This is a genomic window from Streptomyces zhihengii, from assembly GCF_016919245.1.
GTDB classification, from domain to species: Bacteria; Actinomycetota; Actinomycetes; order Streptomycetales; family Streptomycetaceae; genus Streptomyces; species Streptomyces zhihengii.
Window position 1 is genome coordinate 2,171,872 of the sequence record NZ_JAFEJA010000002.1, and the last position, 23,170, is coordinate 2,195,041.

The 23,170-nt window shown below is 69.5% G+C and carries 18 protein-coding genes and 2 pseudogenes; 11 read left to right on the forward strand and 9 right to left on the reverse strand.

What is annotated here, in order from left to right; all coding sequences use genetic code 11:
* Positions 1 to 4: 4 nt before the first annotated feature.
* The 4 genes from JE024_RS36965 to JE024_RS36980 all read right to left on the reverse strand — a co-directional run bounded on the left by JE024_RS36965 (position 5) and on the right by JE024_RS36980 (position 3,853).
* Entirely contained in the window at positions 5 to 1,147 is a 1,143-nt protein-coding gene (locus JE024_RS36965) for a DegT/DnrJ/EryC1/StrS family aminotransferase (RefSeq protein WP_205378201.1), read from the reverse strand.
* Positions 1,148 to 1,244: 97 nt separating this feature from the next.
* Positions 1,245 to 2,036, reverse strand: a complete 792-nt coding sequence (locus JE024_RS36970) for an ABC transporter permease (RefSeq protein WP_244883512.1) — start codon at positions 2,034 to 2,036, stop codon at positions 1,245 to 1,247.
* Between the two features lie 10 nt (positions 2,037 to 2,046).
* Entirely contained in the window at positions 2,047 to 2,883 is an 837-nt protein-coding gene (locus tag JE024_RS36975) for an ABC transporter permease (RefSeq protein WP_205378202.1), read from the reverse strand.
* 1 nt (position 2,884) lies between these two features.
* Complete coding sequence (locus JE024_RS36980; RefSeq protein ID WP_205378203.1) at positions 2,885 to 3,853, reverse strand: ABC transporter ATP-binding protein; 969 nt, start codon at positions 3,851 to 3,853, stop codon at positions 2,885 to 2,887.
* A gap of 261 nt (positions 3,854 to 4,114) precedes the next feature.
* Between JE024_RS36980 and JE024_RS36985 the strand changes: the two genes are divergently transcribed.
* From JE024_RS36985 to JE024_RS37010, 6 genes are all read left to right on the forward strand, one after another.
* On the forward strand, positions 4,115 to 5,521 hold the full coding sequence (locus JE024_RS36985; RefSeq protein WP_205378204.1) for a condensation domain-containing protein: 1,407 nt from the start codon (positions 4,115 to 4,117) through the stop codon (positions 5,519 to 5,521).
* Between the two features lie 176 nt (positions 5,522 to 5,697).
* Positions 5,698 to 7,161, forward strand: coding sequence for a carbamoyltransferase family protein (locus JE024_RS36990; RefSeq protein WP_205378205.1), 1,464 nt, complete (start codon positions 5,698 to 5,700; stop codon positions 7,159 to 7,161).
* Positions 7,158 to 7,898, forward strand: a complete 741-nt coding sequence (locus JE024_RS36995; protein ID WP_205378206.1) for a DUF6071 family protein — start codon at positions 7,158 to 7,160, stop codon at positions 7,896 to 7,898. Before JE024_RS36990 ends, JE024_RS36995 begins: the two co-directional genes overlap by 4 nt.
* Positions 7,895 to 8,971, forward strand: a complete 1,077-nt coding sequence (locus JE024_RS37000) for a GNAT family N-acetyltransferase (RefSeq protein WP_205378207.1) — start codon at positions 7,895 to 7,897, stop codon at positions 8,969 to 8,971. Before JE024_RS36995 ends, JE024_RS37000 begins: the two co-directional genes overlap by 4 nt.
* A gap of 25 nt (positions 8,972 to 8,996) precedes the next feature.
* The gene (locus tag JE024_RS37005; RefSeq protein WP_205378208.1) at positions 8,997 to 10,748 is read left to right on the forward strand and encodes an AMP-binding protein; all 1,752 of its coding nucleotides are present in this window, start codon (positions 8,997 to 8,999) and stop codon (positions 10,746 to 10,748) included.
* Positions 10,745 to 11,530: a nucleotidyltransferase domain-containing protein gene (locus tag JE024_RS37010; protein ID WP_205378209.1), complete on the forward strand. Its 786-nt coding sequence runs from the start codon at positions 10,745 to 10,747 to the stop codon at positions 11,528 to 11,530. The genes JE024_RS37005 and JE024_RS37010 overlap by 4 nt, the downstream gene beginning before the upstream one ends.
* Before the next feature lie 1,263 nt (positions 11,531 to 12,793).
* Here the strand turns inward: JE024_RS37010 and JE024_RS37015 are convergent.
* Positions 12,794 to 13,087 (reverse strand): hypothetical protein, encoded by a 294-nt coding sequence (locus tag JE024_RS37015; RefSeq protein ID WP_205378210.1) that lies wholly within the window; start codon positions 13,085 to 13,087, stop codon positions 12,794 to 12,796.
* A gap of 9 nt (positions 13,088 to 13,096) precedes the next feature.
* On the reverse strand, positions 13,097 to 14,080 hold the full coding sequence (locus JE024_RS37020; RefSeq protein WP_205371595.1) for an IS481 family transposase: 984 nt from the start codon (positions 14,078 to 14,080) through the stop codon (positions 13,097 to 13,099).
* 103 nt (positions 14,081 to 14,183) lie between these two features.
* On the opposite strand from JE024_RS37020, the pseudogene JE024_RS37025 reads away from it, so the two are divergent.
* The 5 genes and pseudogenes from JE024_RS37025 to JE024_RS37045 form a co-directional block, all read left to right on the forward strand.
* A pseudogene (locus JE024_RS37025) lies at positions 14,184 to 14,993 on the forward strand (hypothetical protein); the annotation flags it as partial.
* Between the two features lie 256 nt (positions 14,994 to 15,249).
* The gene (locus tag JE024_RS37030; RefSeq protein ID WP_205378211.1) at positions 15,250 to 16,425 is read left to right on the forward strand and encodes a glutathione-independent formaldehyde dehydrogenase; all 1,176 of its coding nucleotides are present in this window, start codon (positions 15,250 to 15,252) and stop codon (positions 16,423 to 16,425) included.
* Positions 16,426 to 16,563: 138 nt separating this feature from the next.
* On the forward strand, positions 16,564 to 16,755 hold the full coding sequence (locus tag JE024_RS37035; protein WP_205378212.1) for a hypothetical protein: 192 nt from the start codon (positions 16,564 to 16,566) through the stop codon (positions 16,753 to 16,755).
* 136 nt (positions 16,756 to 16,891) lie between these two features.
* A pseudogene (locus JE024_RS37040) lies at positions 16,892 to 17,608 on the forward strand (RNA-guided endonuclease TnpB family protein); the annotation flags it as partial.
* 26 nt (positions 17,609 to 17,634) lie between these two features.
* A complete protein-coding gene (locus tag JE024_RS37045; protein ID WP_205378213.1) occupies positions 17,635 to 18,210 on the forward strand; it encodes a hypothetical protein in 576 nt (191 codons plus the stop codon).
* A 269-nt stretch (positions 18,211 to 18,479) separates the two neighbouring features.
* Here the strand turns inward: JE024_RS37045 and JE024_RS42015 are convergent, their stop codons facing one another.
* The 3 genes from JE024_RS42015 to JE024_RS37055 form a co-directional block, all read right to left on the reverse strand.
* Entirely contained in the window at positions 18,480 to 18,605 is a 126-nt protein-coding gene (locus JE024_RS42015) for a hypothetical protein (RefSeq protein ID WP_280521588.1), read from the reverse strand.
* A 151-nt stretch (positions 18,606 to 18,756) separates the two neighbouring features.
* Positions 18,757 to 19,149 (reverse strand): hypothetical protein, encoded by a 393-nt coding sequence (locus JE024_RS37050; RefSeq protein WP_205378214.1) that lies wholly within the window; start codon positions 19,147 to 19,149, stop codon positions 18,757 to 18,759.
* Positions 19,146 to 22,715, reverse strand: a complete 3,570-nt coding sequence (locus JE024_RS37055; RefSeq protein ID WP_205378215.1) for a hypothetical protein — start codon at positions 22,713 to 22,715, stop codon at positions 19,146 to 19,148. The genes JE024_RS37050 and JE024_RS37055 overlap by 4 nt, the downstream gene beginning before the upstream one ends.
* Positions 22,716 to 23,170: the final 455 nt, after the last annotated feature.

Consider the following 23,170-nt stretch of genomic DNA (forward strand, 5'->3'; position numbering starts at 1 on the left):
GTCGTCACGCCCCCACTTCGTCTCGATGCGCTCGAAGAGAGCGCCGGTGATGAAATTCGGTGATGCGGTCGGTCACGTAGTCGATCTGTTCCTCCGTCAGCAGGGGATGGAGGGGGAGGGAGAGGATCTCCCCGCTCTGGTGCTCCGTGACGGGCAGCCCGCCGTCCGCGACGGCGACCCCTCCGGTACGTGCCGCTGGCTGCCGGTGCACGGGGACCGGGTAGTGAATCGCCGTCTCGACACCGGCCGCGGCGAGATGGGCCCGCAGCTCGGCCCGCCACGGAGTACGGACGACATAGCGGTGGTAGACATGGGTGCGGTCCGGGCCATGTGCCGGCAGGACCAACGGGAGGCCGGCCAGGCGGGCGTCGTACAGGGCGGCGAGCTCCCTGCGGCTTTTTGTCCAGCCGGCGAGCCTGCTGAGTTTGACGTCGAGGGCGGCGGCCTGCAGGGGGTCGAGCCGGGAGTTCTCACCCCAGAGGGCCACCGTGTCCCGGTCCGCGAGACCGTGGTTGCGCAGCAGCCTCAGTCTGTCGGCGAGCTTGGTGTCGTCGGTGACGACGACACCGGCGTCCCCGCACGCCGCGAGGTTCTTGAGCGGGTGCAGGCTGAAGCAGCCGACAGCTCCGAAACCGCCGACCGGTCTGCCCGAGAAGACAGCGCCGACGGCCTGGGCGCAGTCCTCGATCAGCGGGACGCCGCGCTCGGCGCACAGATCGCGCAGCACGTCCATCTGTGCGGGCCGGCCCCGCAGATGGACGGCAACCACCACGCCGGTCTCCTCGGTGACCGCCGCCGCGACCGCCTCGGGATCGATGTTCTCGTCCGCGCCGACGTCGACCAGCAGCGGGCGGACACCCTCCGAGACGAGGGCGCCCACGGTGGCGACGAAGGTGTTCGCCACGGTGATCCCGACGCTGCCGCGCGGCACGCCCAGGGCGCGCAGCGCCAGCCGGAGCGCGTCGGTGCCCGAGTTGACCGCGACGGCCTCACGGGTCCCGTGCAGTCGGGCGAACGCGCGCTCGAAGCGGGGCACTTCGTCGCCGCCGACGAGGACGCCGGATTCCAGGACCTCCGTGAGCCGGGGCAGCAGCTCGTCCATGAGCTCACGGTTCTCCTCCCGTACCTGGGAGAAGGGCACACGCATGTCGGTTCTCCTTTCACAGCGGCCGGCACGGCTCAAGCGAGCCCTCCGTCCTTGCGGATTCCGGGGCCACCGGGTGGGGCGGTGCGGACGGCGCGCGTCATCGGACCAGCGCCGTGCGCAGCCGTCGCAGGGCGAGGGCCAGAGTGAGGGTCCCGAGGATCAGCAGATAGCCCGCCGCGACGGCGACGCCGCCGTCGACGACCCCTGTGGCGGGCAGCCGGATGAGCTGGATGGCGTGGTACAGCGGCAGGCATTCGACGACGATCTGCACAGGCCGGGGGTAGACGCCGAGCGGGTAGAAGGTGGTGGCGAAGAGGAACATCGGCAGCATGAAGAGCTGGACGAGCTGGAAGTCATGCCAGCTCCGCACGAAGGTGACCACCGCCAGACCGAGGGACGCGAAGGCGAAGCCGACGAGTAGCGCCCCGGGGAGGACGAGGAGGGCCCATGGCGAGGTCACCATGCCGAAGGCGGCGAGGGCGGCGGCGAAGACCACGGTGACCGCCGTGCCGCGCAGCAGTGCCCACAGCACCTCGCCGAAGGCGATGTCGCGCACGGACAGCGGGGTGGAGAGGATCGCGTCGTACGTCCGCAAAGTCCGCAGCTTCGCGTAAAGGTTGAACGTTGTCTCGTCCATTGCGCCGTTCATGGCGGCGGTGGCGAGCAGCGCCGGTGCGACGAACGCCGCGTAGCCTCCCTGGTCCGGCCGCAGTCCCGGCACCTCGCCGACGAGTGCTCCGATGCCCACGCCGAGTGAGAGCAGGTAGAGCACCGGCTCGAAGATCTCCGCGAGCAGCAAGTGCCAGCTGTGCCGGTAGACGACCAGACTGCGCTCCACGAGCGCGACGGGTCCGGACAGGGCGGGCCACCCCCTGGGGCAGGCGGGCACGGTGTTCCTTTCAGCGGTGCAGGCGGCGTGCGTAGCCGCGGTGGGCGAGGACGGTGCCCGCGAGGGCGAGGGCGGCGAGGTAGCCGGCGTGGGCGGCGGCCGGGCCCGCGGGAGCGGTCCCGAGCGCGACGCCGCGTACCAGCTCGGTGCCGTGGTAGAGCGGAGTGAGCGTGACCGCCCACTGGAGCCAGCCGGGGAGCTGGCCGACCGCGAAGAAGGTGCCGGAGAACAGGTAGAGCGGCATGGCGACGAACCGGTACGCGCCGTTGAGGCGGCTGGGCCGCTCGACGCCCACCGCCCAGGCGCACAGCGGCGCTGCGAACGCCATGCCGACGAGCAGGACGCACGGGAGCAACAGCGCCCCGGTGGCTGGGCCGGTCACCCCGAAGGCGAGGAGCACGAGCACGAAGGCGAGGGCGCTGACGGCGATCCGGAAGGCGATGAACATCAGGTGCCCGGTTAGGATGTCGCCGGGACTCAGCGGTGTCGCAGCCGCCGCCGGGTAGGCGCCCCGGGGGCGGGTCGCCTCGTGCACCGGATAGGTAGCCTCCACGAAGGCGTTCTGCATCGCGGACGCGGCCAGCAGCCCCGGAGCCAGGAAGTCCGCGTAGGCGACGCCGGACAGATGGGCGCTCTGATGGGCGTCGACCAGGCGCCCGAGCCCGACGCCGAGCGCCGCGAGGAAGAGCAGCGGATTCACGACGCTGATCACCACGGAGCCGCGCCAGGTCCGCCGGTAGCGCCGCATCCAGTAGCCGAATGCGCCGAGCGCGGGCACCCGGACCGCGCTGTCGGACAGGGCGGCGGCACCGCGCGCGAGACGCCGACCGGGCGGGGCGACGGCCATATCAGTCCACCAGCGTCCGGCCGGTGAGGCTGAGGAACACGTCCTCCAGCCCCGCCCGGCGCACCAGAGCGGTCAGGGGCCGCACCCCGCGGCGGTGCACGGCCGCCAGCGCCGTCTCCCCGTCCTCGGCGTAGACGAGGACGCGGTCGGGCAGTACCTCCAGCCGGCCCCCGTCGGCGAGAACGTCCGGCGAGGGCTGCTCACCGACGGGGAAGCGCATCTCCAGCACCTCGCGCGTGACATGGGCACGGATCAGCCCGGCGGGTGTCCCCTCGGCGACGATCCGGCCCCGGTCCATGACCACGAGGCGGTCGCAGAGCTGTTCGGCCTCGTCCATGTAGTGGGTGGTCAGCAGCAGGGTCACGCCCTCCTGTTTGAGGCGGAAGAGTCGTTCCCACAGCATGTGCCGGGCCTGCGGGTCGAGACCCGTGGTGGGTTCGTCGAGCAGGAGGATCTCGGGCGAGTTGATCAGCGACCGTGCGATGGTGAGCCGGCGCCGCATGCCCCCGGAGAGAGCCTCGACCTGGTCGCCGGCCTTCTCGGTGAGCCGGGCGAACTCCAGCAGGTGGTCGGTACGTTCGCGGATGACTTGGCGGCGCAGGCCGAAGTAGCGCCCGTAGACGAGCAGGTTCTCGCGGACCGTGAGCTCCATATCCAGGGTGTCGTCCTGCGGGACGACACCGATGCGGGCCCTGATCCGGGCACCACCGCGCTCGGGGTCGAGACCGAAGATTCGCAACCTGCCCCCGGAGACCGGGGACACGGCGGCCACCATGCGCATGGTGGTCGACTTGCCGGCGCCGTTCGGCCCGAGCATCCCGAAGACCTCGCCGCGTGCCACTGAGAACGAGACGCCGGCGACGGCCTCGACGGCCGCCCCGCCCCGCCGGGGGACGTGCACCTTGCGCAGACCGTCGGCCTCGACAAGGACGGTCGTCCGCCCGGACTGTAACGCGCTGTCGGTGCTCATCAACGTCCCCCCGAGGAACGGGCCGCCTGAGGCCGAGCCGGTCCCGGCTCGTTGCACGGCACTACCGAGGCGCAACCACACCATGATTGCCACGCAAGAACAAGACTTGATCGCAAAAATAACTGACCTATGATCGCAGTTGTGCTCGCAGACCGTGAGAATGACGAACAGGCAAACCTCGGGGCTTCGGAACTCCCCGGCGGCACCCCCGGATCCGGCCCGGTACAGGAAGCACCGACGACACCGGACACCGTCGTGCGGGTGACATTCGACGGCCCTCGCGGCCCCTTGAGCGCCCCCCTGACCTGGGGACAGCGCGCCATCTGGGAGGTCGTCCGCTGGCTGGGAGCACGGGCCGGCGACCTCAACATGGTCGAGGTCTGCCCGCTCACGGCCGGTACCGGTCTCCCCGCGGTCACCACGGCGCTGACACGGCTGCTCGAACGCCACGAGTCGCTGCGCACCCGCATGCGGGACGACGGGGACGGACCGCGCCAGGACGTCACCCCATCGGGTGCGATCCCGCTCACCGTGCGCCAGGACACCCGCGGTACGGCACCCGGGGCCCCGCGCCAGGAGCGCGGTGACGATCTTCACCGCCTGGTGACGGAACTCGCCACTCCCGCCTTCGCGCCCGACGAACTCCCCGTCCGCGCCGCCGTTCTGTGCCGCGACGGAGAGCCGGCCGAACTCGTGCTGGTCGTGAGCCACCTCGCCGTCGACGGCTGGAGCATGGCGATCGTCCGAGAGGAACTCGCGACCCTGCTGGCCGGTGCCGAACCCCCGCCCCTCGCACAACAGCCCGTCGACCGCGCCCGCCACGAAGCCTCTCCCGCCGCCCGCGCCAGGGAAAGGGCGGCCCTCGCCCACTGGAGCACGGCGGTACGCGATCTGCCCCGGGTGTGGCTGGAAGGCTTACCCAGGGCCCCCGGCACGGGGGACCTCGTGTGCAGCGAGATCGACTCTGCCGCGCTGGGAAGCGCCGTCGCCGAACTGGCGGCCCAGCACAAGGTGACCCCGTCCATGGTCGTCCAGGCCGGCACCGCCCTCGCCCTGTGCCTCGACCGAGGGGAGAGCGAGATCGGCCTCCGGCTCATCGTCGCCACCCGCTACACGACGCGGACCGCCCGCTTCGTCGGCCCCCTCAACCAGAACGCGCTGCTCCGCCTACCTCTGCGCGACGAGAGCCTCGCGGACTTCTTCACCCGGGTGCGCACGGCCTCCCTCCAGTCCCTCGCCGCCGCCGAGTACGACCCCGTCGCCCTGGAGGACGTCGTGGGCGAGGCCACTGCGAGACGCGGCTTCCGCGGCGACGGATACTGCTTCGTCAACGACTTGACCGGCTACCAGGCACCCGGCAGCGCCCCCGCCCGGCACGACGACGACACCCCGGCGGGGCCCACCGTCGTCAGGGACCTCCCGCCGCCGGCCGACCCCAAGGGCGCCAACTTCTTCCTCTACGTCCACGACCTCGGGCTGCGCGTCCGGCTGTCCGTCACGGCGCACCGGGACTTCCTCGCCCCCGGCACCACCGCCGGGTTCCTGCACGATCTGGAGTGGCTCCTGACCACGGCCGCCCGCACCGGAGCGGGGCCAGGGGAGCTGTCCCGCGCCCACACGCCGCGCCGCGCCGCCCGGTCCGGCAGTCAGGACAGCCGGACCTCGTAGAGCACGCCCCGCCCATACACCGCGCCGATGAGAGAGGTGGACCGCAGTGCCGTCGGTCCGCAACATCACGCTCAGGAACCCGTGGACGTGGCTCCGGGAGGAAGTGCGCTGGCGCCGGAAGAGACGCACTCTCAAGCAGCGCGACCCGTTCCTCTACAAGTGAGGGGCAGAGGACGATGACCATCTGGGGAATCTCCGCGCTCTCCCACGACGCCGCGCTCGCGGTGGTGGACGGCGACAGGGTCGTCTTCGCCGCGCACTCCGAGCGCTACTCGCGCCGGAAGAACGACGCCGAACTCAACCCGCTCCTGATCGAGGACGCCCTCCGGTTCGGGCAGCCCTCAGACGTGGTGTGGTACGAACGCCCGCTGGTGAAGAAACTGCGGCATCTGCGCGCCGGTCAGTACGGCCTGGCTTTCAGCGCGGCGGACTTGCCCCGGCGCTACCTCCGCCGCTTCGACGCCCTGCGGGACTGCCGCTTCCACACAGTCGGCCACCACGCCTCCCACGCCGCAGCCGGCTACTGGACCAGCGGGTTCGACGACGCGTGCGTCATCACTGTAGATGGCATCGGCGAATGGGACTGCATGACCGTGGGCTCCTTCCGGCAAGGTGTCCACCGCCACCACCGCAGGATCCGCTACCCGCACAGCCTGGGGCTGCTCTACAGCGCCTTCACCCGGCGCTGCGGCTTCAAGGCCAACGAGGAGGAGTTCATCCTTATGGGCCTGGCCGGCTTCGGTGAACCCCGCCACGCCGACGCGATCCACCGCGACCTGATCGAACGCACCGACGGCGGCTACCGGCTGCGGCACAACGTCCACCGCGGGATCGGCGACTGGCTGCACGACGCCCGCCCCGAGGACCTCGCCGCCAGCATCCAGGCGGTGACGGAAGACGTTCTGGTCGACATCGCCCGATGGGGCCGCCGCGCCACGGGAAGCGGCAATCTCGTCCTGATGGGCGGAGTCGCCCTCAACTGTGTCGCCAATTCCCGCATCGCCCGTGAGGCCGGGTTCGACGAGGTGTCCATCTTCCCGAACCCGGGTGACGCCGGATCCAGCATCGGTGCCGCCGCCGCCCACCTGGGCAGGCCGCTGCACTGGGACGGCCCCTACCTCGGCACGGCGATCGACCGCCCCTACGAGCACCGCGCGATCCTGGAAAGACTGCTCGACGGCGAGGTCGTGGGCGTCGCCAACGGCCGTGCCGAGTTCGGACCCCGCGCGCTGGGGAACCGCTCACTGCTCTGCGACCCCCGCGGGGAAGAGGTCCAGGACAAGGTCAACCGGATCAAAGGCCGGGAGCCCTTCCGCCCGTTCGCGCCCGCCGTGCTGGAAGAGCACGCACACGACTACTTCGAGCTGCCGGTCAAGCGCTCGCCCTGGATGCAGTTCGTGGCGCGCTGCAAACGGCCCGACCTCCTCCCCGCCATCACCCACGTCGACGGAACGAGCCGGGTCCAGACCGTCTCCCGGTCCACGCACCCGGAGTTCTACGACCTCATCTCCGCCTTCCACCGCCGCACCGGATGCCCGATGCTCCTCAACACCAGCCTCAACATCAAGGGGCAACCCCTCGTCAACACCTGGGAGGACGCCCGCGCGTTCCGGGCCGACACAGGAGTCGAGGTCCTGTGACCGCGCCCGCCCACCCGCCCGTCCGGCTGCTCGTCGTCAACGGATGCAGCATGACCTACGGCGACGAACTGCGGGACCGTACCGAGGACAGCTGGGCCGCCCTGCTCGCCCGCCGACTCGACATCCCGTCCGTCAACCTCGGCGCATGCGCCGGCAGCAACCACCGCCTGGTGCGCGTCACCGTCGAGCACCTCGGACGCATCACGCGCCAACACGGCCTGCAACCCGGGGAAGTGCTCTTCCTGGGCATGTGGACGAGCATCAACCGCTTCGAAATCTTGACCGACAGACCCGACCCCCGAGCAGGCCTGCCTGACCTGCCGGACAGCGGATGGCGGCGCATCCACGCGAGCTACATCGACCGCCGCGACCGGCTCTCGCGCACCTGGTACCGCGAACTCCAGAGCGAAGCGGGAGACCGTTCCGAATTCCTGCTGCACCGCATCCTCCTCGACGCCTGGCTCGCACGGGAGGGATACCGCTACGGATTCCTGTGGGCCTACGACCCCGACCCGGCCACCTTCGCCCAGTTCCCCCAGTACGACGGCGGGCCCGCGCCAGCACGCACGATCGGCGCCGAACACCTCCCCCACGGAGGACCGTCCCTCTACTCGGTGGGCAAGGCACTCGGCGACCTCGGCCCCGACGGCCACCCGCTGGAGCGGAGCCAGCGAATCTACACCGAGGAACACCTCCATCCCTGGGTGACCAGGCTCCTCGCGCGGGACGCGGCATGACGGGCCCACGCGACCCCGGAGCGGGCCCCGCCGTGGTGAGCGTCGCCCCCTCGGACCGAGCAGCCGTGTCCTCCTGGTTCGACGCCCTCACCCGGGGCTTGGGAGCAGGACGGGACGACCCGCCCCCGTACACCCTCGCCGAGACGGCGGCCGACCTGTCGGTGCCCCGCGAGCACACGCGCGTTCACGCCCTGCTCGCCCTCGCCGACGGCCTGCCCGCCGGCGCCGCCCGCCTCGAACTGCCAGCCCGGGACAACACCCGCCTGCTCTCCTTCCGCCTGGCCGTCCCGCCCGAACTGCGCGGCAGGGGCATCGGCAACGCCCTGCACCGGGCGATCACGGCGACGGCCGCACACGAAGGGCGCACCAGTCTCCTGACACACCTCGACCTCCCACTGAACGGCCCGAGCGGGCCGGGCGCCGCGTTCGCCGCCGCCCGCGGCTACACCCTCCGCAACACCGAGCTGCGCCAGCGACTGCGGCTGCCGGTCGACGAAGGACGCCTGCGGCGGCTCGCCGCACCCACACCGGCCGCGGCAGACTGCCGGATCGTCAGCTGGTCGGGCCGGTGCCCAGACCGTTACGCACGGCGCTACGCGTCCCTGCGCGGCATGCTGCTAGGCGAAGCGCCCACCGGCGCCCTCTCCCTGGAAGCCGAACGGTGGGACGTGGACCGACTCAGAGCCGAGGAACGCCTGGACGAACGGCAGGGGCGGACGGTCGTCACGAGCATGGCGCTGGCCCCGGACGGCTCGACCGCGGGCCACACCATACTGGCGGCCGGGCCAGGCGGCCACGCCTTCCAGCGGGACACCCTCGTCCTCCCGAGCCACCGGGGACACGGCCTCGGCATCGTGCTCAAAGCCGTCAACCTCCTCCGCCTCCAACGCGACGCACCGTCGACCGTCGCCGTCGAGACGACCAACGCGACGCAGAACACCCCCATGCGCGCGATCAACGACCGGTTGGGCTTCACCGCCCTCGAACGATGCGAGGACTGGCAACGCGACGCACCGATTCCCCAACCGGCAACCCCGGAAGGAGGCGGAGATGGCCCGCCCGCACAGCTCTGAGGAACCGAGCCCTCCAGCCACGGCCGTGACCACAAGCGAAGTCCTCGCCTGGTGGGCCGAACGCTTCCCGGACCGCATCGCGCACACCGTCATCGCCCCGGACGGCACCGAGTCCGATATCACCTACGGTGCGTGGCACCGCGCCTCCCTGGCGGTCGCGGCCGGACTCGCGCGCCAGGGTGTCACGGCGGGGTCCCACGTCGGCCTCGCCTTTACCCGGGGGCAGACACAGGACTTCGCGGCCTCTCTCGTCGCCACACACAGGCTCGGCGCCGCGGCTGTGCTGCTCCCCGCAGACGACGACACTGCCGCCCGGCACACCATCGAGGCCCTCACCCCGCTCCAGTGCCTGGTGGCCACCGAACACGAGGCGCCCAGCGGACGCAGGTGGCCGCCCGGCCTCCCCGTGCTGGACGCCGGCGACCTGCGCACCGGCCCCGGGGCCCACCCGCCCGCCGCCGCACCAGAAGGCACGGCGACCGCGCTCGTGGTCTTCACCTCGGGAACCACCGGCACCCCCAAAGGCGTAGCCATCGCCTACGCGGACCTCATGGCGCGGGCCCCCCGGACCGCCGCCGGGGTCGACACCCACCCGGCCTCTGGCAGCGTCCACCTGAACGCCTTCCAACCCTCGACGGCGGCCGGGCAGTGGGTGGCGCTCGCCCCGCTGCTGCTCGGCGTGCGCATGATCACCGCGGCGGAGCTGACTCCTGCGTCCCTGGTCGGCACGGTCCGGCGCCATGGCGTCCACGAGATATCCATGGTGCCGGCGATGGCCGCCCTGCTCAGCGGCATCGCACCGGAGGAGGCCGCCCACACGGGCACCGTGGAGCGCATCACCATGGGCACCGCGCGGTGCCCCGCCCCCGTACTGGAACGCGTGGCCCGACTCTTCCCTCAGGCCACCATCCGGATCGAATACGCGGGCACCGAGTCGGGCTTCGCCGGGACAGGCTGCACCTGGCACCCCGGGCTTGCCCCGGATGCGGTGGGCCGTCCCAACGCCGGCACCCGGGTACGGATCACCGACGACCTCGGCCACCCCCTGCCCCCGGGACGGACCGGCCGGGTGGAACTCAGCCCGCCCCAGGGCATCCCGCAGCGCCACTACGAGGGCGACCCCGAAGCCACCGCGCACACCTTCCGCGGCTCCTGGGTGCGGATGGCGGACATCGGCCACCTGGACGACGAAGGATGCCTCCATCTCGTCGGCCGCGCACAGGACTTCGTCAACGTCAGCGGCCGCAAAGTCGCCTGCGCGGACGTCGAACGCGCAGTCGAACGGCACCCCGGCGTACGCGAGGCCGCCGCGTTCGCCCGGCCCGACGCAATGCTCGGCGAGGAAGTCGCCGTCGCCGTCACCGCGGGGGAGGGGGCGGACCCCGAGGAGATCCGCCGCTTCGCCGCCAGGGAGCTGCCGGCACACGCCGCCCCGGCGCATGTCCTCCTGCTCGACGACCTGCCCCGGACGCGAAACGGCAAGATACGCAAGGAACTGCTCCCCGCCCTGCTGGACGGCGCCCGCGGCCCCGCAGGGAGCGCGGAGACCGTCGAGGAACGGCTCGCCCGGATCGTCTCCGGCGCACTGGGCGTCCCGCGGGTCGACCACGACCGCTCGCTGCTCGAACTCGGCGCGACCTCCCTCCAGATGCTGCGCGTCTACTTCGCGCTCGTCGAAGAACTGGCAGCAGACTTCGACGTCGGCCTGCTCTTTCTCGGAGACTCCCTCACCCTTATCGCACGCGACATCGCCGCGGCGACGGACCACCGCTCATGACCATGAACACCACCACAAGCATCACCACGGAGGAAAGCGTGACCGCTGTCGACTGGGCCCGGGAACTGAAGCCGCTGCTGCGGGAGTGGGACCCGCAACCGGAGGCCGCGGTGCTGGTGGGAAGCCACGCTCGGGGGGACGCGACGCCCTGGTCGGACATCGACGTCGTCTGTGTGGGGAACGGCCCCGGCTACGTCTTCCGCCTCACCGGACTCGGCCCGGTGTCCTGGAGTTTCGCCACCGCCGACGAGCACCTCGCGAACATGGCGAACCCCCACTCCTGCGGCCAGGTCGTGCCCGCGTGGCGCGACGCGCTGATCCTCGACGATCCCCACGGGCGGGCCCGGGAACTCGTCGACCACGCCCGCCGGTGGACGTGGGACCTGCTCGATCCCGCACCCGAGGTCTGGGCGGCGCAGGCCGTGTACGGCTACGCGGAGGAGGTCATGAAGCTGCACCGGGCGATCGCGCGCGAGGACTGGGTCAACGCCCGCGTCCAGGCGTCGATCCTCGCCGTCCACCTGGCGCCGGTGGTCGCGGGCGGCACCCGTACCTTCTTCCCCTCCGAGAACCACCTCTGGCATCTGCTCGCCGACCGCCTCGGCGCGTGGCGCGATGCCCAGAGCGCGGCGCTCGCCGCGGGCGGCGAGGACCCGCACAGCAGCTCCGCCGCCGCGATCGAGCTGTTCCGCAGCGCCTGCGCCCTCTTCGACGCGCACATGACCGAGGAGCAGCGCCGCATCGTGCGCTATGCACTCGACGCCGGCACTGGGTTGTCATGACACGACGGGTTACCGCATCTGCATCGTTACGCCCCCGGCTGCCCCCTGCGCCGCTGCCACCCACTCTGGCGTGCCGTCCTTGCGGCTGCAGCAGGAGAACAGCCTCAGCAGGGCGGCCAGTGCCAAACCCGCAGGCTCGGGCACCTGAGCCCGGGCCTGCCGGTATGCCGAGGCCCACTGGGCCGTCAGGGCCTCCCCATACCTGTACTCGGCCGCGTCGTGCCCAACCAGAGCGTTCATCCTGCTCTGGTAGGCATTTCGGGTCCGCTGCGCCATCACCACAGGTGCCTCGAAGGACTGGGCCCACTCCTGCGGCGGCCGGTTGTGGATATCGCGATCCGGAGCCGGTTCGGCATTCCGATCTCACCAACGCGCCGCTCCCGCCTCCGGCCGCCATGGTCGACCACGCCGCGTACAACGCGTCCAACACCTGGTGGGCGGGAGAGCGCCCCTCTCGCCCGCCCAGCACCGACGCCGCGGACGCAGTCTCGTGACCTATCGGACGAAGCGCCGGGGGAGTTCAAGGGTGTCATCGCCCGCAGGAAAGGACCCCAGAGGATCGGAGCCCCGTAGTGCGACGCGGGGCAGAACTGCAAGGGCCTTACGAGGACCTTGCAACGGCCGTGAGCAGAACACATCTGGAACGGGACATCAGCTCCGCTCGCGAGCAGCAGCGGGCGCGGGCAGCCTCGGCCGCGGAAGGCGATGAGTAGGTCAGGTGTACCAGGATGGGGGCAGACGGCTCCGACAGCGCTCAGCACCTCGCCTTGCGACGCGAAAGTCTCCAGGGCGTCAAGCGCCGCTAGACGCTCGAGCTCCGCCACACGCACACCGCTGTCACCACGACGAAAATCAGCCCGGCCAGAATGAACACGTCGATCCCTTAGGCGTGCCACCGGCAGGTCTACTCCGCCTCGGCCGTGGCTATGAGCACGGTGCCGGATGCCGACGATCAGGGAATGGCCCACCCACGAGGGTCCGGTTCCGCATGGTGAGACGGACAGTGTGAAGCAGCCCGGTCACGATGAACAGCACCAGCTGCCATCCAAGCGCAGGCAACAACCATCTTCCTCACGGTAGGCACCGCCACAGCGAGGATCCGCCGGCGGTCAGAGGTGACGCCGCGCTACCCGGGTGACAAGGCATCCATGAGCGCCGGGGTGCCCGTGCGGCGCGGTGCATCACACACGCGACGTTACCTCCGGCATCGCGCGGGCACTTGCCATTCGGGGGCAGCCGACGAGGAGGCCCATCATGCGCGTGTCATCCCAGAGCGTTACGGTCGTCACTCTCCTGGCGGATCCAGATGCGCCGACGGAGATCGCGCAGCGCATAGCCGGCGCACTTCCTTCTCGGCTCGCCGACCGCTCGGGACAGGGGCAGCGATTCGAGGTGCACGTGGCCAGTGAGCCCTTCACCGCGGGCACCGAAGACCTGCCCACATTGATGCGTCGGATCATGGATCGCAGCCGTGAGGAAAATTGGGACATCGTCATCGCCCTCACCGACCTTCCGCTGCACGCACACGGGCGCAAGATTGTCGTGGATCTCAGCCACGAGCACGGCCTAGGTGTATTGACCCGCAGTGTTGTTGACACGGCTGATGGGCGGGTGTCCGTCGAGTGCGGTGTGGCAGCGGTGGTGGTTGTAGGTGTGGAGGAAGTCTGACAGAGCCGCTGTCCGCTCGTGGTTCGAGGTGTAGGGCCGCAGGTAGGCCCACTCGTCCAGGAGCGTCCGGTTGAAGCGTTCGACCTTGCCGTTGGTCTGCGGCCGGTAGGGCCGGATCTTCTTGTGGGTGATGCCGGCCGCGGTCAGGCTCTGGGTGAACAGCTTCGACTTGTAGCAGGAGCCGTTGTCCGTCAGGACTCGTTCGACACTGATGCCGTGGTCAGCGAAGAACGCGTTCGCGCGTTGCCAGAAGGCGATGGCGGTGTGCTGGCGTTCGTCGGGCAGGACCTCGCTGTAGGCCAGGCGGGAGTGGTCGTCGACGGCGGAGTGGATGTAGCTGTAGCCGATCACCGGGCTGCAGCTCTTGCGCTCGGTGGTGGTGGCCTGGCGGTTGCGGTCGCCGGTGGTCCTGCCGACGGTTCGCCATCCGCCGCCGTCGGGGATGTTGCCGAGTTTCTTGATGTCGACGTGGACCAGCTCGCCGGGCCTGGCCCGTTCGTAGCGTCGGATCGGCTCTCCGGTGGGCCGGTCGAGCCAGGCCAGCCGGTTCAGGCCGTGACGGACCAGGATCCGGTGCACGGTCGAGGCGGGAAGGCCCAGGATCGGGCCGATCCGGGCCGGGCCGAGCTTGCGGCTCTGCCGCAGGTCGCAGACGCGGTCTTCCACCGCGGACGCGGTCCGGTGGGGCGTCGTGTGAGGTCGGCTCGACCGGTCGTGAAGACCCGCCTCGCCCTCCGTCCGCCACCGGCGGGTCCATTTGTGGGCGGTAGCCCGGGAGATACCCATCTCGGCGGCCACATGAGCGACCGGACGGCCTGAGCAGACACGTTCGACCAGCAGTCTCCTACCGAAGACGGTCAGCCGGGCATTACGGTGGGACACGAAGACCTCCGTGCGGTGAGTTCCTAGACAGCTCCCACCACACCGGAGGTCTTCGCCATGATCAAGGCCAGACCGGCGTCAACAACGCTCGTGATCAATACACCTAGCCCTGCTGTCCCTGCCCTCACTGGGGGGCTTTCGCCTGCACAGGAGGGCCCGGCGGGCAGTGGAGGAAGCCGTGCTCGCTTTGACGGGCCCGCATGCCCCAGAGACTGAAGGGCCTCCGCAAGGCCACTCGCCGCCGGGACCTGCTGCCGGTCGTCTCACCCCGATCGGCCCAGGACCGGTCAGCGAGGAGGAGACCGCCGATCTGCGATTCGTCGTCAGCGGGCCACGCGGATACCTGACCGTCCTCGCCGGAATGGTCCGCGCCAACCGGCCATGGCGACTGGTACCCGGCCTGAAGAAGGCCTTGGCAGCCGCACTCACCACGGGCGCTATCGCCACCGTGAACTCCACGGTATGGAGCCTGGCGCAGGCCTTGAGCGCACCACGCCTCGTGATCGCGATGGTCGGATCCGTCACCCTCATGATCGGCTGGCTGATCATCGACGCGCAGCTGTGGCACCGATCGACAGACACTTCACCGGAGGACAAGAAGAAGACGGCCCTCTACAACGCCTCGACAGTGCTCACCGTCGCCATCGGGGTGATCGTCTGCTACGCGGGCCTGATGGCCATCAACTTGCTATGGGCACTGTTCATCCTCAATGACCAAGTGTTCGCTTCCATGACCCGAACCCCACTGCACGCGACGGACTACTGGACGTTGTCCTGGTTCGTCGCTTCCGTCGCCACTGTGGGCGGCGCGCTGGGATCCGGCCTCGAGAGCAACGAAGCAATTCGGGCCGCCGCCTACTCCAAGCGCGAACAGGAACGACGACACGCGCTCCAGGACAAACAAAGTGACTAGCGGGTGGCCATCCCGATACGCAGATTCCGCAGATCGATCGGCCGGCGGTGTTTAGCGTCGGGGCCAGCGGTGACTCGAGCGGTACGCCACGCGAGATCCGCTGGACGGGCCGGTGGCGCACAATCGTCAGAATCAGATGAGCGGCACCCACGAGCACAACCGGAGCCAAAAGTCCTCGCACCAACCCCCAAGACCCGGATCTGCAGCATCCATAACAGCATGCTCAAAGCATGCCGCAGCAGCGAGGGAAGCCATCATGAAAGCAGCGGTATATGAAGGACCGCGAACGGTCACAGTGAAGGACGTACCGGACGCGAAGATCGAGCACCCCTGCGACATCATCGTCAAGATCACCACCACCAACATCTGCGGCTCGGACCTGCACATGTACGAAGGCCGCACCTCGTTCGAGTCCGGCCGCACCCTGGGCCACGAAAACATGGGCCAGGTCGTGGAGGTCGGCTCGGCAGTCAGCAAAGTCAAAGTCGGCGAGTATGTGGTCCTGCCCTTCAACATCGCCTGCGGCTTCTGCAAGCAGTGCGAGCAGGGCCTGACCAACTACTGCCTGACCATGCAACCTGAACCCTCCCTCGCCGGGGCGGCCTACGGATTCGCCGACATGGGCCCCTACCAGGGCGGCCAGGCGGAGCTACTGCGCGTACCCTACGGCGACTTCAACGCACTGCGCCTCGGAGAGGACGCCGCCGAACGGCAGACCGACTACGTCATGCTCGCCGACATCTTTCCCACCGGCTACCACGCCACCGAGATGGCCCACGTCAAACCTGGCGACCAGACCATCGTCTTCGGCGCCGGTCCCGTCGGCCTCATGGCGGCCTACTCCGCCATACTCAAGGGCGCTGGCCGCGTCTGGGTAGCCGACCACCAACCGGACCGACTGCGCACGGCAGAGGAAATCGGAGCCATCCCCATCAACACCGCTCAGCAGGACCCGGCGGAAGTCGTCAAGGAGGCAACCCTCGGTCTGGGCGCTGACAACGGCTGCGAATGCGTCGGCTACCAGGCACACGACCCCCAGGGGCAGGAGGACGCCAGCCTCACGCTCAACGGACTCATCGACTCGGTCAGGTTCACAGGCAACCTCGGCGTGGTGGGCGTCTTCCTACCCCAGGACCCCGGTGGCGCCGAAGCCCAGGGGGAGCTCGAGGCGCAGGGCAAGATCCCGATCGATTTCGGCATGATGTGGTTCAAGGGCCAGCGCATGGGCACCGGGCAGGCACCGGTAAAGAAGTACAACCGGGCGCTGCGTGACCTCATCGCCGGCGGGAAAGCAACCCCAAGCTTCCTCGTCTCCCACGAACTCAGCCTCGATGAAGCCGCCACCGCATACGAGCATTTCGATGCCCGTGACGACGGCTGGACCAAGGTAGTCCTCCATCCCAATGGACACGGCAACGGCCACAAGCAGTAACGGGACTCCAGCGTCTCTCCCAGGAGCTGTCCGTCGCGTGATGCTGCACGGCATGGCGCCTTCGACGGTTCGTGGTCTGCTCCTTTCACCCTCAACTCGCTCATGGAACACGGTTCGTGGCGGCACCCTGGTGATGCCGTGGGGGGCAAGTTCCTCCCGTGGTTCGAGGATCCGCTCGTCTTCCTGCCGGATCCGGAGCAGATGGAGTGGCAGTCCCGGTCGATGGACATGTTCGCCGACGACCCGCTCTGCGTCTTCTTCCCCGAGGCGCAGAGCGGGTCGTCGGTCCTCTCGCACTTCCCTGGCTCGACGTGGAACAGGCCGTCCTGATCGCCGTGAGCCGCAGCCCGGAGGTGCTGTCGCCCTGGCACTCGACTACCGGCTCGATCCAGCGGGTTCCCGCGTCGTCGGCAGCGGCTTGTGGACGAACCCTCACCTGTGCCAGTGGCGGCTCGTAGCCCCCAACTTGGTCGAGACCGGCCCCGGGGCGCTGCCCGCCACGGACGCGACGGTCGGCATCGACCTGGGCCTGACCCACTTCGCGATCCTCTCCGACGGCACGAAGATCGACTCCCCGCGCTTTTTGCGCCGGGCCGAGAAGAAGCTGAAAAGAGCGCAGCGGAACCTGAGCCGGAAGGCGAAAGGCAGCAAGAACCGGGCGAAGGCCCGGATCAGGGTTGCCCGCGCCCACGCACGGACTGCCGATGCGCGGCGCGAGTTCCACCACCAGCTCTCCACCCGGCTGATCCGCGAGAACCAAGCGGTCGCAGTGGAAGACCTGGCGGTCAAGGGACTCGCCCGTACGCGTCTCGCGAAGTCCGTTCGAAACGCCGGATGGTCGGCGTGCACCGCGATGCTGGCGTACAAGGCCGCCCTGTACGGCCGCGCCTTCCACCGCATCGGACGCTTCGAGCCCACGTCTCAGGTCTGCTCGGCCTGCGGCGTCAAGGACGGCCCCAAGCCCCTGCACGTCCGGGTATGGACGTGCAGGGCGTGTGGGACCGTCCTGGACCGGGACATCAACGCGGCCATCAACGTCGCCAAGGCCGCCGGACTGGCGGTCACTGCCTGCGGAGCGCGGGTAAGACCGGGACTCATCCCGGCACAGCGCGAAGAAACAGGAACCCACCCGAAGCCCCAGCCGGTGACCACCGGAAGGCAGACGGGAATCCCCGCCCTCTAGGGCGGAGAGCATGTCAATGTTGCCTCATGGGGAACTACTTTCAGACCATCGTCGACCTCGACGCCGTTCATGCGGACACCCGCACTCTTGCAGCCAGCGGACTCGACTGGCTGGTCAGGGAAGGGATAGTTCGGGCCGAGCTCACCGACTGTGTACTCGGGGCGCCGTCTGGGCACCCGCCCGGTCCCTCCTGGGCCAAGGCGGTCGATCAGGAGGACTGGGTGCCCAGCGACGGGCTCAGGATCGAGACCAGCCGCACCGTATTCGACTGCGGTCAGGGAGAACCCAGTTTCGCGGTGTGTCCCCACTGCGCCGGGCGGGTGGATTTCTACACCGACCGGATGGAGGAGATCGAGGGCGCGTGGGAACCCTTCGGTGAAGCCATCAACGTCTGGAGCGACACAGGCAGCGCGGCAGTCGCCTGCCCGTATTGTCGGCGCTCTGGTGACCTCACCGCGTGGACCTGGTCGGATGACTATTTCGCCTTCGGTTATCTCGGTTTCCAGTTCTGGGACTGGCCCGCCTTCAGCGCCGGGTTCCTCGAGGGTCTCTCCCGTGCGCTCGGTGGACATCGCGTGGTTCTCATGGGTGGCAAACTCTGAGGAAGTCGGAGTTCGTGCGTCCTCCCCCCCCCCGCTCAACGCAAGATGCTCGGAGCATGGCGAGCGGGCCGCGATGCGCGGCAGAGGAGGGCCCGGGGTGAATATTTCACGCGGGCGCGTTGCTCGCCGGAGACCACAGCCGGCTCCGAACGCAGAGCAGGATTACCAGGAGGCGGCGACCAGCTCCGACAACAGGACCAGCTCGGACACGAGCTCGGTTGCGGGCCTGACCGCGAACGCGCCGACGAGCCCAGTCACGTGCCCGACCGTCAGGTCGTCGCGTACTGGATCGCGAGGGACAGACGCATCGGGACGGGGTCGGTGTCGGCGCGGCCGGGATGAGTGAACAGGGCACAGATACGATCCAGGGCGAGCAGGGTCTTGCCGGTGCCCATTCAACGGTGACGGTCAGGCGGGCGGTGCGCAGGTTCGGGGAGTAGGTGACGATGGCGGTGAGGCGGCCGTCCGCGGTGGCCCCCGTCGCGTTGTTGGAGGGCTCGACGCGACGTGCGGACGTGACGTCGATGCGGCGAGCGCCAGGCCCGATCAGCTGGGCGCGCTGCCCGGTCTCAGCCGCGGCCACGGCGGCGGCGCGGGCGGCGTCAGGGCCCGGTTATCCGGCGGGAGCTGCACGGCCGTGAGGAAGTGGGCCAGGGACGATTCTTGGCAAGTGATGGTGGCGTAGCTGGTCAGCGTCGCCGTGAAGATCAGTCTCGTTGGACTTGGCGGGAGGGTGACTGTCCGCTTCTGCGGGGCATCCCCCTGTTGCCCGCGGGTGATGGCGGTGGCGACGTCGGGGGCGGTAAGCAGAAAACGCAGAGTGCTGGCGATGGCGATCCGGGCGCGCGGAACGGGTAGCAGGGTACCGGCGAGGACGGGCCGGGTGCGGGTGGTGAGCAGCAGCTCGTGGCTGCCACGGTGGCCTCGGTCGGGTGTCACCGGTCCGTGGTGCTGAGGTTGAGGTCGCCTCGGGAGAAGTGGCTGCGGAGGTACTGGAAATTGTCTGGTAGCACCAGGCCGCTGGCGTCCACGGCCCACAGCACGTCGTCGAGTTCGTCCCACATCTCGTGGTGGGCGAGCTCGCCGGCGCCCTCTAGCCAGTTCAGATGAGCTGTATGCCACAGAACGAACCGTGACTCGTAGACCCGATCTTGATCGTGCAGCAGCCTCGCCAGTTTCACGGAGCAGAGCATGTCGTCCTGGAACCGCTCTGTTTGAGTGAAGTGATCAGCCAGCAGTTCGATTGCGCCGTCGTGGTCCCCGGCCTGCTGTCGGCGCAGGGACAGGACGTAGCAGGCGCCGGGGTCTGTGGCCGCGACTGTTAGGAGTGTCTGCGCCGTATCCGCTGTGCGGCCGTGCCCGTCGAGGAGTTCTGCAAGCGTGCGCCAGATGCGGTGCGTCGCATAGGGTCGGTACTGCTCCAAGTGCGTGCGGAGCTCTTGGAGCGCCTCGTCGAGAGCTCCGGTCGCGGCCAGTGCCCTGGCCAGACTGATGCGGTCGATGGGATCAGTTGGCGGCATCGTCTCCGGAGCATGTCCACTCGACAGGTCCCGCAGTACGTCGATGGCTTCCCGGTGACGGCCCATGCCGTGCAGCAGCACGCCGAGCCGATCGCGCGCACGCGCAGCCTGGTGGCCGACTCCCTCTCGCCACACTCGGGTGAGCAGCATTTCCGCCTCGTCTGCCTGGCCCCGGCCGGCCATGAGGTCTGCCATGACGAAGGCGTATGAGCCATGTCCTGACTCGAACAGGCGCTGCGCTTCATGCTGCGCTTCTTCCACGCGCTCGAGCTGCACCAGTGCCTCGATGCCGTAGTCCATGTCGCTGAGCGCCTGGGCCCGCAGTTCCGGTGGCGCGTTGAAGGGCAGCACCCCCAGGACCTTCTCCCAATCGCCGGCACGCCGGTAGAGCTCGAGTGCGGGAGCGGGGTCCCCTTCACGGGCCCACCGGTCCGCCAGCGTCATGGCGTGCTCCGCCAGTCCGTGCTGCGCACACAGCTCGACCAGATCGCTCCGCAGACGCTCATCCAGCGCAACCAGGCGCATGGCTTCACCAAGATCCTGCTCCTCGACGAGCCGGTCGAGACGATGCCGCTCGTGCCCGCGACGGTGCCATTTCCTGCTCTCCGCATCGCGGCCGGTCATGCGGAGCAGGCGTTCCAGCTGCTCCGCGGCCACCTCATCGCCGCCAGCGGCCTCCCGCAGCATCTCCTCGCCTTCCGCCAGGCGCTCTTGCGACCACAGCAGACCGATGAGGCCGTGCCACGCCTCACCGCGTTCCCACGACCTGTCGCTCGTGGTGCCGGTGAGGAGCTCCGCCTCTTGATCCTGAATGCTGGGATGCTGCTTCACGGCGGCCGGGGCCGGCACGGCGGCCGCGACCGGCAGCTCCGCGCTGTCCTCACCGGACGGTGCTTGCGTTGTACTCGTAGGCACTGTCTGCCCCGCAGAAGTGTTGCCTAGGCTCTCGACGAGAGCCGCAACCCGCTGCTCCCAGTCCCAGCCGTAGCGCGCTTGGGAGAACGCGAGGTGCAGCTCCTCGTCGCCGGCACGGTGATCGCCCTGCGGGTCCCACCGGGCCAGAATCTCGGCACCCCGAAGGGAATCTCGGGACGCGATGTCGCGGTCTTCGGCCCTGAAACCCTCCACGACTGTTGCCAGTTCCTCCCACCGCGCCAAAGCGGCCAGAACCCTGCACAGGTCCCGCTTGGCCCCGCGAGTGCTGTGCGCAGTCACCCGCCACCGAACAACCGGCAGCGCATCGTCGAACCGCCCCCGCGCGAGAAACCAGTTCACGGCGATGTCACCCGCCCACCAGTCGCCACCTTCCGCGGCCTGCAGCAGAAAGGGCAGAGCCGCCTCGGGCTCAGCGCGCTCCATCAGCAGACGCCCAAGCGCCCCCGCCGCATCACCAGCCAGCCCACACGCCTCCGCCTCCGCCGCCGTCCGCCACGCGGCAACCGCCACGCCGGCCTGCGCCCAGCGCTGCGCTTGATGCCCGAACTCCAACGCCTCATCAGGCGTGACGGCCTTCAGCAGGACCGACCACAAAACCGCAGGCACTGGAGCCTGCGGCAGACGTGTCTGCGCATGATCGACAAGGTAATCGAAGGCCCGCACACCCTGCCCCGACTCGTCGTCAATCAACAGCCGACTGAATCCTCGCCGCCGCCGGCGCGCCCACTTCCACGCCCGGTCGAAAAGGGCATCGTCGACCTCCTGCCGCAGCTCCGACGGGACGTAGTGCTTCAACAGCTCCCGCAGCACATGCGGCGGCAAAGGCCACCGCCAACCGATGCGCGCAGCGTCCACACTTGCCCGCACCAGCGCCGCTCCGCCGAACTGACCATCCGCGGCGTCGGTGTGTGCCCGCAGGAGATGGAGCAGCTCCGGCCCAGCGGCCAGTGCCTCTGCCACCCCGTACCGGCCGGCCACCCGCAAGGCGTCAACCAACCGCGAGTCCTCACGCAATTCCCCGGCACGGGCCAACTCACCGGCCGAGAACATGCGCTCCATCCGCACGTGCCAGGCCCTCGCCAGCACACCGCGTATGACCGCAGCCGCCCTGCGTCCTGCCGGCTCACGCGCAGTCCGCTCGTCGTCCCCGGGCTCCGAGCCGCTGCCCTCCTCCAAGTCGGACAGCTGATGCGCACGAATCGTCGCGATCACCAGCGGCTTCTCCGGCCGGGCCAGCAACTGCGCCAAGGCCTCCGCCTGCCGGCCTGCCGGACCGAGATACACATCCAGCTCGTTCAGCCAGATTACCGTTCGGGACAAGTCGAGCTGACCTGCGGCCAACTCCACCAAGGACTCCGGCGTCACCGGCACCAACAGCGACCAGCCACTCAGCTCCGCCCACATCGCCTCCGCCGCCGACCGGGTCTTGCCCGCCGTCGACGGACCGGACACCAACACGAGCCCGCCACGATCCCGGCCCTCACGCACATGCCCACGCAGCACAGCATCACCGTCCCGCACCACATACGACGGCAGCTGCTCATCCAAAACCACCCCCGGGCTCAGCCGTAGCCGCGCAGCCGCGTGAATCCCGAGCAACGCCCGGTCCCGCACCTGGCCTACCAGCGGCAGGTCCCCATCCGCCTGCACATGCGCACGCCCCGCCAGCACACGCCGCCGCCGCTCCACCTCAGGCGCAGATCGCGGCCGCACCACCACGGGAGCCATCCGGGCGGCAGCCGCCCGCTCCAGCTCCCGCACCTCGCTGCGCTCCAACCGGCCAGCCTTGACCGCTGCTTGCCACCACGCCTTCCAACGCCCGTCGAACGAAACCCCGCAGGCATCGAGCAGACACCGCACCGTGCGCTCCGTCGGGGGCTTCACAGCCCGCAGCGCCTCACTGGTCACTGTTTCACTGACACCCGCCCGCGCGGCCAGATCCGCAAGGGACCCCAGACCCGCCTGCTCTGCCACCGAACGCAGCCACACGGCCAGAGTCCGCAAACTCTCCGGCGCCGACGCCCTGACGGGCCCCAGGTTCCTGCCCACGATTCCCCCGCCCTTCCCCGCGCGGGGAAAGCCCGCCCGACCCGTTTCCCCCATCCATACCCCGCGCTTTCCCCGCCCCAAGCCCTGCCCCCGCACCCCCGGAACGCCGCCGACCCCACAGTCAAGCGAACCCGGGGGAACAGCCGCCGGAGATCAAGGGAGGGAAACCACCATGCAGTTGCTCCTCGACATCTGCCACCACCTCACGCCCCTGCAGCCCCTGCTCACAATCGGGTCTCTTGTCGTCGGAGGGGCCAACCTCGCCGTAGGAGTGATCAGGATGCGCCGCACCAGGTGAACGACGGCTGGGGGAGCGAGGCGAGGGAGCTGAACCAACCTGCCTCGACTCTCGTTCTTCAATCTGTACTTCGACGCCACCGGTATCGAGCTCCTGGCGTGCAACTGTGTCAAACGGCCTCGGCGGCTCAGCACGAAGGACTCGCTCGAGCCCTGAG

Excerpts from the sequence above, each read along its gene's own strand:
- JE024_RS36965 (WP_205378201.1), bottom strand. The coding sequence starts at position 1,147 with ATGCGTGTGCCCTTCTCCCAGGTACGGGAGGAGAACCGTGAGCTCATG.
- JE024_RS36975 (WP_205378202.1), bottom strand. The coding sequence starts at position 2,883 with ATGGCCGTCGCCCCGCCCGGTCGGCGTCTCGCGCGCGGTGCCGCCGCC.
- JE024_RS36980 (WP_205378203.1), bottom strand. The coding sequence starts at position 3,853 with ATGAGCACCGACAGCGCGTTACAGTCCGGGCGGACGACCGTCCTTGTC.
- JE024_RS36990 (WP_205378205.1), top strand. The coding sequence starts at position 5,698 with ATGACCATCTGGGGAATCTCCGCGCTCTCCCACGACGCCGCGCTCGCG.
- JE024_RS37000 (WP_205378207.1), top strand. The coding sequence starts at position 7,895 with ATGACGGGCCCACGCGACCCCGGAGCGGGCCCCGCCGTGGTGAGCGTC.
- JE024_RS37010 (WP_205378209.1), top strand. The coding sequence starts at position 10,745 with ATGACCATGAACACCACCACAAGCATCACCACGGAGGAAAGCGTGACC.
- JE024_RS37030 (WP_205378211.1), top strand. The coding sequence starts at position 15,250 with ATGAAAGCAGCGGTATATGAAGGACCGCGAACGGTCACAGTGAAGGAC.
- JE024_RS37045 (WP_205378213.1), top strand. The coding sequence starts at position 17,635 with ATGGGGAACTACTTTCAGACCATCGTCGACCTCGACGCCGTTCATGCG.
- JE024_RS42015 (WP_280521588.1), bottom strand. The coding sequence starts at position 18,605 with ATGGGCACCGGCAAGACCCTGCTCGCCCTGGATCGTATCTGTGCCCTG.